Here is a 9,451-nt window from a genome sequence, read left to right as displayed (position 1 = left end):
ATGCTCATCCTCCTCGACGCGCTGAGCTGGCGCCCCACCCTGGTGGGCCTGGGCATACTGCTGCTCGTGGCCACGGTGCCGGTGGCGCTCTTCCGCGAGCCCCCCTCCCCCACCCCACCGCGCACGGGCACGGGGCGCTGGCTGGGCGAATCCCTGCTGTACTGGGTGCGACGCCCTGGCGCGTGCGCGTGGCTCACCCTGCTCGTCCTCTTCAAGGCGGGCGAGCACATGGCGACGGGGATGTTGCGCACCTTCCTCGTCGACGTGGGGCTGGGCCTGGCCCAGGTGGGCTGGATGCTCGGGTTCGTGGGCTTCACCACGGGGCTCCTCGGCGCGCTGCTGGGCGGGGCGCTCGTCAACCGGCTGGGACGGCGGCGCGCGCTGCTCCTCTTCGGCACCCTTCAGGCCGCGGCGGTGCTCCTCTATGCACTGGCCACGCGCGGGGCCTCCGTGCCGGTGCTGGCGCTCGTGTGCGGCGTGGAGCACCTGACGAGCGGCATGGCCACCGCGGCCCTCTTCACGGTGATGATGGAGAGCTGCCGTCCGGAGCACGCCGCCTCGGACTACACGGTGCAGGCCTGTGTCGTCGTGGTGGCCAGCATCGCCGCGGCGGCCGTGAGTGGCTTCACCGCCCAGGCGCTCGGCTACGCGTGGCACTTCACGCTCTCGGCGGTCGTCTGCGCCGTGGCCGTGGCCTGGGTGGCCCTCACCTTCCATCCGCCCCGGACGCTCGTGTCCGGGGCACACCCGGAGGTGTCGTGATGACCATCGCCGTCTATGCCGGCAGCTTCGACCCGGTGACCGCCGGCCACCTCTCCGTCATCCGCCAGGCCGCGCGCCTCTTCGGCCACGTCGTCGTGGTGGTGGCCATCAACCCCGAGAAGCGCACCCTGCTCGGCGTGACCGAGCGTGTGGAGCTGCTGCGCGAGGTGGTGGCGCTCCACCCCAACGTCACCGTGGCCAGCACGGAGGGACTCATCGTGGAGTACGCGCGGGCCATCGGCGCGAGCGTGCTGCTGCGTGGGGTGCGAGGCGCCACGGATGCCCAGTTCGAGACGACGCTGGCCCAGGCCAACCGCGCCCTCGCCCCGGACCTCGCCACGCTGTTCCTCCCCGCGGAGGCCCACCTCGCCGAGGTGAGCAGCAGTCGACTCAAGGAGAAGCTGGCGCGCGGCGAGGACGTTTCGGACTTCTGCCCACCGGCCGTCGCGGCGAAGCTGAAGCAGCGCTTGAGCCCTACCCTCCGGAGCCCGAGATGAGCCTGTCCTTCCTCACCCTCGGCGTTGGCGATGCCTTCTCCGCGCTGAACTACTCCTCGTGCCTGGCGCTCGAAGCCGAGGGGCAGGTGCTGCTGGTGGACTGCCCGCACCCCATCCGCAAGATGATGCGTGAGGCCAGCCAGTCCTCGGGCGTGGAGCTGGACGCGGACCGCGTGGCGGGGCTCGTCCTCACGCACCTGCACGCGGACCACAGCTCGGGCGTGGAGGGACTCGGCTACTTCTCCTTCTTCGTGCTGAAGCGGAAGCTGCGGATCCTCGCCCACCCGGACGTGACGCACCGGCTGTGGGACGGGCACCTCGCGGCGGGCATGGAGGACCTCATCCGCAAGCCTGGGGGCGAGCCCCAGCGACACGGCTTCGAGGACTACTTCGAGCACACCGCGCTCTCCACCGGGCAACCCGTGCGCTTCGGGCCGTTCTCCATCGAGTGCCGCCGCACCTACCACCACCTGCCCACCACGGCCCTGCGCATCCGCGCCGGCGGGCGGAGCCTGGGCTACAGCGCGGACACCGCTTTCGACGAGGGCCTCATCCAGTGGCTGGCCGAGGCGGACCTCGTGGTGCACGAGACGAACCACGGCGTGCACACGCCCTACGAGAAGCTGGCCGCGCTGCCCGCGGAGCTGCGCGCGAAGATGCGGCTCATCCACTACCCGGATGACTTCGACCTGAAGGCGAGCAACATCGAACCGCTCGTGCAGGGGCGTCGCTACTCCGTGTGAAGCCTCACCCGCTCCCTGGGCAAGGAGGAGAGCGAGCCTTGCCACACCGCGTCACGAGCGTGCCACGCGAAGAGATGCACAACCTCGACGGACGTGGGAGATTCGACCCCCCGACGAGCCCCCATGTCCTTTCCGTCACGCCCGAGCCCCCTGGCCCCGTCCCTGGCAGCCCTGCTCCTCGCCGCCTGTGCCTCGCTGCCGCGGAGCGCGCCCGCCCCCACCCCGGTCGCGGAGCCCAAGCACTCCTGGGAGGCGGCCACCGAGCTCGCGGGGGACGACGAGCCCACCGTCACCCTCACGCTGCTGCACGTCAACGACGTGTACCAGTTCACCCCGGTGGAGCACGGAGCGCGGGGCGGGCTGGCGCGCCTGTCCACGCTGCGCAAGCGGGTGCTCGCCGAGTCTCCGAACACGCTGTTCCTCATGGCCGGTGACACGCTGTCGCCCTCGGTGGAGTCCACCTTCCACAAGGGCAAGCAGATGATCGACGCGTGGAACGCGCTGGGCGTGGACTTCGCGGTGCTCGGCAACCACGAGTTCGACTTCGGCCCCGACGTGCTGAGCCAGCGCATCAAGGAGTCGCGCTTCACCTGGCTGGCCGCCAACGTGATGGACAGGCGGACGGACCGCACCTTTGGGGACACCCCCCCCTTCGTCATCCGTGACGTGGGCGGCGTGAAGGTGGGCATCTTCGGCGTGCTGCTGGGCCGCACGAAGTACAGCTCCAAGCCAGGGCCGGACGTGTACTTCGTGGACACGTGCCTCAAGGCGCGTGAGCTGGTGCCGCAGATGCGGGCGCAGGGCGCCCAGGTCGTCGTCGCCCTCACGCACCTCTTCGTGGCCGAGGACAAGGTGCTCGCCCGCTGCGCGCCCATCGACCTCATCATCGGAGGCCACGAGCACGAGCTGATGCAGGCGGTGTCCAACGGCACGCCCATCGTCAAGATGTCGTCCGAGGCGCGTGAGCTGGGCCGCGTCACCCTGCACGTGGGCACCCAGAGCCGCAAGTTGAAGAGCATGGACTTCGACGTGCTGCCGGTGTCCTCCGAGGTGCCCGAGGACCCCGCCTTCGCCGCCGCCATGCGCGAGTACGACACGCTGCTGGCCGAGCTCTCCCAGACGGTGGGCCGCACCACCGTGCCCCTGGACGCCAGCGAGAAGTCCAACCGCGTGCACGAGACGAACCTCGCCTCCTTCGTCGCGGACGCCTATCGCAAGGCGGCGGGCGCCGAGACGGCCTTGCTCAACGGAGGCTCCATCCGCTCGGACTCGATGGTGCGGCCGGGCCCGCTCACCCGGCGCGACGTGCTGGCCATCCATCCCTTCCCGGGCTCGGTGGTGAGCATCGAGGTGACGGGCACGGTGCTGCGCCAGGCGCTCGAGCACGGCGTCAGCCGCAGCGCCGAGGAGACGGACCCGGGCCGTTTCCCCCAGGTCTCCGGCATGCAGTATGCCTTCGACGTATGCCGCCCCGCGGGCGACCGCATCGTGCGCGTCACCGTGAATGGCCAGCCGCTCGACCCGAAGCGCACGTACACGCTCGCCACCAACTCGTACATGGCCGGCGGCGGTGACGGATACTCCATGTTCAAGGGCGCCAGGTACCACGTCTCGCCCGACAAGGGCCGCGCCACGCAGGACGTGCTGCGCGACGCCTTCGCCTCCGCCCAGTCCATCGCCCCCGCCACCGACGGCCGCATCGTGCGGCTGCGCGGCGGCTCGCCCGACCTCGCCCGGAAGGACGACAAGGACGCCCCGGCCTGCACCGCTCCCGCGCGGGCCGCGCACTGACACTCAGGCCCAGCCGCGCATCCGGTACACCCAGCGGCCGAAGAGTTCGCGCAGCGCGTCCGTGCCCGCCGACAGGTTGGAGGCCCTCGGCTGCCACCACGCGAGTCTCGGGTGCCACTCATGCGCGCGCACGTCCACCACCAACGTGTCCGGCTTCAGCCCCACCGCCTCGAAGGTGCCCAGCGCCCGGGGCATGTGCGCCGCGCTCGTCACCAGCAGCAGCTTCCTCCAGCCCTTCTCCCGGATGAGGCGCTCCGACTCCAGCGCGTTCTCCCGCGTGTTGCGGCTGCGACCCTCCACCACGATGCGCTCGGGTGGAATCCCCCACAGCTGGAGCTGCTTCGCCAGGATGTCCGCCTCCACCAGCGCCCCCGGCCGCGTGTCCAGCGTGCCTCCCGAGATGAGCACCTGGGGCGCCCTCCCCTCCCGCACCACCTCGAAGCCGCGCAGCAGCCGCTCCACCGCGAGGGTGTACTCGGGCAGGCCCGAGCGCTGGGTGGCATCCGCGTCCACCATCCCGCCCAGCACGATGACGGCGTCGTAGACCTCGCCGGGCCGGTACGTGGACACCGCCCCCTCCTCCACCCACCGCTGAAGGCCGTTGGCCATCGGCTCCGTGGAGAAGGCGTACAACACGCCCAGCCCGAGCACCTGAAGCCACGTCCCCAGCCGCGCCCGCCCGCGGCGCAGCAGCGCGCCCACCCCCACCAGCAGCAGGCCCCAGGTGAGCGGGGCGAGCAGCAGGTCCAGCACCTTCGACAGGAAGACGAACACGCCGCGCTACCGCTCGCCCCAGTGGAGCTTCTGCCGGAGGATGGAGAAGTAGCCCACGCGGGTGTTGCGCACCAGGTTCACCCGATTGGGTGAGCGCACCACCTCGATGCTGTCCCCGCACTGGAGGCTGTGGCCCGTCTGCCCGTCCAGGGTGAGGAAGGTGTCCGCCGTCTCGGTGCGCAGGGCGATGCGGATGGTGCGATCCGCCGGCACCACGATGGGCCGGTGCGTGAGCGCGTGCGAGCAGATGGGCGTGAGCACCGTGCAGTCCACCGAGGGGTGCACGATGGGCCCTCCCGCCGACAGCGAGTACGCGGTGGAGCCGGTGGGCGTGGCCAGGATGACGCCGTCCGCCTTGTACGTGGCGATGGGCACCCCGTCGATGGACACCTCGTGGTCCGCGATGCGCGCCAGCGCCCCCTTGTTGATGACCACGTCGTTGAGGATCTCGTCCTCCACCACCACACGGCCCTCGCGCACCAGGCGGCAGGAGAGCTTCATCCGGGAGTCCATCTTGAACCGGCCGGCGAGCACCTCGTCCATGGTGGAGAACAGCTCCTCCACGGGGATCTCCGTCATGAAGCCCAGGCTGCCCAGGTTGATCCCGAGCAGCGGCGTGGGGCGTCCATCCAGCAGCCGGGCCGCGTGGATGAGGGTGCCATCGCCACCCAGCACCACCACCAGCTCCGCCCGGGCCGCCAGCTCGCGGTCGTCCACCCTCGGCCAGCCGAGCACGTGGGCCAGGAGCCGGTCGCCCAACACCTCCAGCGAGGGGTAGCGCTCCCGGATCCGGGCGGCGAGTTCGGCCGCTTCGGGCTTGTCCTTCTTCGCAACGAGCAGCAGGGTCTGCACGATAAGCCTGGGTTCTAGTCCAGGCGACCAGGGCGGCGCTGGACGAAATGACCGCTTCGATGACCCTGTGACAAGTGCTCCCCGGACGGCAGGATTCCCCCATGGACCTTTTCGAGCATGCCAGTCGGAAGGATGAGGCCACCCTGGCCCCCCTGGCGGAGCGGATGCGCCCCGCCCGCCTGGAGGAGTTCGTCGGCCAGGAGCACCTGACAGGCGAGGGACGCTTCCTCCGCCGCGCCATCCAGCATGACCAGGTGCCCTCGCTCATCCTCTGGGGCCCCCCCGGGACGGGGAAGACGACGCTCGCCCACCTGGTCGCCAAATCCACCGGGGCGGCCTTCGAGTCGATCTCCGCCGTCCTCTCGGGTGTGAAGGACATCCGCGAGACGGTGGCCCGCGCCCAGGAGCGCTGGAGGATGAACCGGCAGCGCACCCTGCTCTTCATCGACGAAATCCACCGCTTCAACAAGGCGCAGCAGGACGCGCTGCTGCCGCACGTGGAGAAGGGCACCGTCACCCTCATTGGTGCCACCACGGAGAACCCCTCCTTCGAGGTGAACGCCGCGCTCCTGTCGCGCACGCGCGTCATCACCCTTCGCGGGCTGGAGGAGGAGGAGCTCGTCGCGCTGCTGCGCCGGGCCGTGGCGGACCCCAAGGGGCTGGACGGCAAAGTGGAGGTGGAGGACGCGGCGCTGAGCTTCATCGTCCAGGCTTCGGGCGGGGACGCGCGCAAGGCCCTCACCGCGCTGGAGGCGGCGGCGGCGCACGGCGGCACCCGGGTGGACAAGGCCATCGCCGAGGAGGCCCTCCAGACCAAGACGCTCCTCTACGACAAGGCCGGCGAGGAGCACTACAACGTCGTCAGCGCCTTCATCAAATCCATGCGGGGCTCGGACGTGGACGCCGCGCTCTATTGGATGACGCGCATGCTGGAGGCGGGCGAGGACCCCGTCTTCATCTTCCGGCGAATGGTCATCTTCGCCTCGGAGGACATCGGCAACGCGGACCCGAGGGCGCTGGGCGTGGCGGTGGACGCGCTGCGGGCCTTCGAGCTGATGGGCCTGCCCGAGGGCACCCTGCCCCTCACCCAGGCGGTGACGTACCTGGCGCTGGCGCCCAAGTCGAATGCCGTCATCACCGCGTACGCCGCGGCGCGCGCCGCCGTCACCGAGGGCGGGCCCCAGCCGGTGCCCATGCACCTGCGCAACGCACCCACGAAGATGATGAAGTCACTCGGGTACGGGGCCGGCTACAAGTACCCGCACAACTTCGACGGCAACTACGTCCCCGAGGACTACCTCCCCGACGCGATGCGCGGCCGGCGCTTCTACCAGCCCTCTCGCAACGGCTTCGAGCGGGAGATGGCCGAGCGCTACGAGGAGATCCAACGCCAGCTCTCGGGTCGTCCCCGAGAGCCGGGCGAGGAGGGTTAGGACGCGGCGTCCAGCGCGTCGTCGTCGTCTTCCTTGGAGCGCTTCATCGAGCGACCGGCCACCTCGTACTGCTTGAGGAGGCGGCGGAAGTTGGAGCGATCCACGCCCGCGGCGCGCGCGGCGCTGGAGACGTTGTGGTTGTGCTTCTCGAGCAGCGCGGTGAGGTAGCGCCGCTCGAAGGCGCGCATGGCCAGCCGCTTCGCCTGGGCGTACGGCAGGTGCGCGAGGCTGAAGACCTCCACCTGGGCGCCGGCCTGCGGGGCATCCTGGAAGCCCGGCGGCAGGTCATCCACGTCCAGCACTTCCTTGGAGGTGAGCACCACGGCGCGCTCGATGACGTTCTCCAGCTCGCGCACGTTGCCCGTCCACCGGTTGCAGGTGAGGGCCTCCATGGCGCGCGGCGTGAAGCCCGTCACCTTGCGGCCCACCTTCGCCGCGTACAGCTTGAGGAAGTGGTGCGCCAGCAGGGGCACGTCCTCGGGACGATCGCGCAGCGGCGGCAGGTCGATGGTGATGACGTTGAGCCGGTAGAACAGGTCCTCGCGGAACTTGCCCTGCTCCTTGGCCCGGCTCAAGTCCACGTGCGTGGCGGCGATGACGCGCACGTCCACCTTCACCGGCTCGTTGGCGCCCACCCGCTTGACCTCGCCCTCCTGGAGCACGCGCAACAGGCGCACCTGGGTGGCGGGAGGCACGTCGCCAATCTCGTCCAGGAAGATGGTGCCGCCGTCGGCCGCCTCGAAGAGGCCCTTCTTGTTGGAGGTGGCGCCGGTGAAGCTGCCCTTGATGTGGCCGAAGAGCTCGCTCTCCAGCAGCGTGTCCGACAGCGCCGAGCAGTTGACGGCCACGAAGGGCTTGTCCTTGCGCGCGCTGCGGTAGTGGATGGCCCGCGCCACCAGCTCCTTGCCGGTACCGCTCTCGCCCTGGATGAGCACCGTGGCCGTCGAGTGGCTCACCGTCTCCACCAGCTTGAAGACGGCGCGCATCTGCGACGACTGGCCGATGAGCTCCTCGAACTGGTTGCGGGCGGTGAGCGCCTCCTCCAGCGCGCGGGCCCGGTCCCTCAGGGCCTTGCGCTCGGCGGCCTTGGCCACCGTCATGCTCACTTCGTCGATGTTCTCGAAGGGCTTGGTGAGGTAGTCGTACGCGCCGGCCTTCACCGCCTCCACCGCCGTCTCCACGGTGGCGAAGGCGGTCATCATGATGACCTCCACGTCCGGACGCGCCGCCTTGATACCGCGCAGCAGGTCCATGCCGGACAGGTTGGGCATCTTGATGTCCAGGACGGCCACGTCGACGGACGGATCCTTCGCCGCCGTCAGGCCCTCCACGGCATCGTCGATGGAGACGACCTGGTAGTCCTCCCGCTTGAGGATGGACGTGACCGCCTTGAGGACGATCGGATCATCGTCCACGACCAGGACCTTCGCGCGCTTGGCAGGGGGCTGCGGATTCAAGGCAACCTCTCGAGCTGAAGGGGGATGGGCATGAAGACGGTGAAGCGCGAGCCCTCGCCCGCCTTGGTGTCCACCTTGAAGACGCCGCCGTGGTCCTCGATGATCCGGTAGGCGATGGCGAGCCCGAGGCCCGTGCCCTGGCCGGGAGGCTTGGTGGTGAACGCTGGATCGAAGATGCGGGTGAGGTAGCGCTCCTCGATGCCCGTGCCCGTGTCCATGACGCGGAAGAAGCAGCGGTCGCCGTCCTTCCCCGTCTCCAGCGTCAGCACGCCACCCTCGGGCGGCAGCGCGTGCAGGCCGTTCTGGAGCAGGTTGAGCATCACCTGCGACAGCTGCCCCGGATCTCCGAACAGCTCCGGCAGCTCCGGCGCCAGCTTCAGCTCCATGCGCACCTTGGAGTAGGACTTGAGCTGCGCCCCGAAGAGCACCGCCGAGTCCTCCGCGCACCGGTTGAGCTGGAAGCCGCGGCGATCCTCCGTGCGGCTGTGCCGGCTGAACTTCAGCAGGCTCTCCACGATGCGCTTGCAGCGCAGCGCGCTCTCCTCGATGAGATCCAACGACTCCAGGTCGGAGGCCGTGCGGCCGTCGTCGCGCTTCATCAACTGCGCGAAGGCGAGGATGCCGCCCAGCGGGTTGTTGATCTCATGCGCCACGCCGCCGGCCAGCTGGCCCACCGCCGCCATCTTCTCCGTCTCGATGAAGCGGCGCGTCAACTCGCGCTCGTCGGTGATGTCCCGGTAGGAGCACACCGCCCGCCCCTCGCCCGTGAGCGGATAGGCGGCCACCGCGTAGACGCGACCGCGCTGGGAGACCTCGGCACGCGCACCCCGGCCGCTCTCCATGGCCTCGGGCATGGGGCAGCCCGCGCAGGGCGTGTCCCGGTCGAACAGCAGCTTGTGGCAGTGCTGCTCTCCACCGCCCTCCTCCGACAGCGGCTCGGCGAGCCTGCTGCCCGCGAGGTCCGTGTACGAGCGGTTGGCCCGGCGCACCCCGTAGTCCTTGGCACGCACCACGGCCATGGGCGACTCGATGGAGTCGAACGACAGCTCCCACTCGCGCTTGGCCTGGCTCAGCAGGTGGGTGCGCAGCGCCACACGCGTCTCCAGCTCCGCGTTGAGCCGCCGCAGCTCCTCGTTCTGCTG

9 protein-coding genes are annotated in these 9,451 nt (G+C 70.1%); 5 read left to right on the top strand and 4 right to left on the bottom strand.

Annotated features, from left to right (window positions below; all coding sequences use genetic code 11):
• The 4 genes from VF794_RS03010 to VF794_RS02995 form a co-directional block, all read left to right on the top strand.
• A partial coding sequence (locus VF794_RS03010) for an MFS transporter (protein ID WP_331107509.1) occupies positions 1-762 on the top strand: 762 nt, incomplete at its 5' end.
• Positions 762-1,259, top strand: a complete 498-nt coding sequence (gene coaD / locus VF794_RS03005) for a pantetheine-phosphate adenylyltransferase (RefSeq protein ID WP_331107507.1) — start codon at positions 762-764, stop codon at positions 1,257-1,259. The genes VF794_RS03010 and coaD, both read left to right, overlap by 1 nt.
• Complete coding sequence (locus VF794_RS03000) at positions 1,256-2,002, top strand: MBL fold metallo-hydrolase (protein WP_331107505.1); 747 nt, start codon at positions 1,256-1,258, stop codon at positions 2,000-2,002. Before coaD ends, VF794_RS03000 begins: the two co-directional genes overlap by 4 nt.
• A gap of 123 nt (positions 2,003-2,125) precedes the next feature.
• Positions 2,126-3,793 (top strand): bifunctional UDP-sugar hydrolase/5'-nucleotidase, encoded by a 1,668-nt coding sequence (locus VF794_RS02995; protein ID WP_331107503.1) that lies wholly within the window; start codon positions 2,126-2,128, stop codon positions 3,791-3,793.
• 3 nt (positions 3,794-3,796) lie between these two features.
• Here VF794_RS02995 and VF794_RS02990 read toward each other — a convergent pair whose 3' ends face one another.
• A complete protein-coding gene (locus VF794_RS02990) occupies positions 3,797-4,567 on the bottom strand; it encodes a YdcF family protein (protein ID WP_331107501.1) in 771 nt (256 codons plus the stop codon).
• Between the two features lie 6 nt (positions 4,568-4,573).
• Positions 4,574-5,419: an NAD(+)/NADH kinase gene (locus tag VF794_RS02985; RefSeq protein ID WP_331107499.1), complete on the bottom strand. Its 846-nt coding sequence runs from the start codon at positions 5,417-5,419 to the stop codon at positions 4,574-4,576.
• Positions 5,420-5,520: 101 nt separating this feature from the next.
• On the opposite strand from VF794_RS02985, the gene VF794_RS02980 reads away from it, so the two are divergent.
• Positions 5,521-6,852 carry a replication-associated recombination protein A gene (locus VF794_RS02980; protein ID WP_331107497.1) on the top strand — a complete coding sequence of 444 codons (1,332 nt, stop codon included), beginning with the start codon at positions 5,521-5,523 and terminating at the stop codon, positions 6,850-6,852.
• Here the strand turns inward: VF794_RS02980 and VF794_RS02975 are convergent.
• The gene (locus VF794_RS02975; protein ID WP_331107495.1) at positions 6,849-8,309 is read right to left on the bottom strand and encodes a sigma-54 dependent transcriptional regulator; all 1,461 of its coding nucleotides are present in this window, start codon (positions 8,307-8,309) and stop codon (positions 6,849-6,851) included. The genes VF794_RS02980 and VF794_RS02975 overlap by 4 nt on opposite strands.
• Positions 8,306-9,451: ATP-binding protein (locus VF794_RS02970; protein WP_331107494.1), on the bottom strand; the 1,146-nt coding region annotated here is incomplete at its 5' end. The genes VF794_RS02975 and VF794_RS02970, both read right to left, overlap by 4 nt.

Source organism: Archangium sp., from assembly GCF_036389735.1.
In the GTDB taxonomy this organism is placed as follows: domain Bacteria; phylum Myxococcota; class Myxococcia; order Myxococcales; family Myxococcaceae; genus Archangium.
This window is presented reverse-complemented; position numbering and strand designations above follow the sequence as displayed.

Coding starts and splice junctions, on each gene's coding strand:
- coaD (WP_331107507.1), top strand. CDS start 762: ATGACCATCGCCGTCTATGCCGGCAGCTTCGACCCGGTGACCGCCGGC.
- VF794_RS03000 (WP_331107505.1), top strand. CDS start 1,256: ATGAGCCTGTCCTTCCTCACCCTCGGCGTTGGCGATGCCTTCTCCGCG.
- VF794_RS02995 (WP_331107503.1), top strand. CDS start 2,126: ATGTCCTTTCCGTCACGCCCGAGCCCCCTGGCCCCGTCCCTGGCAGCC.
- VF794_RS02980 (WP_331107497.1), top strand. CDS start 5,521: ATGGACCTTTTCGAGCATGCCAGTCGGAAGGATGAGGCCACCCTGGCC.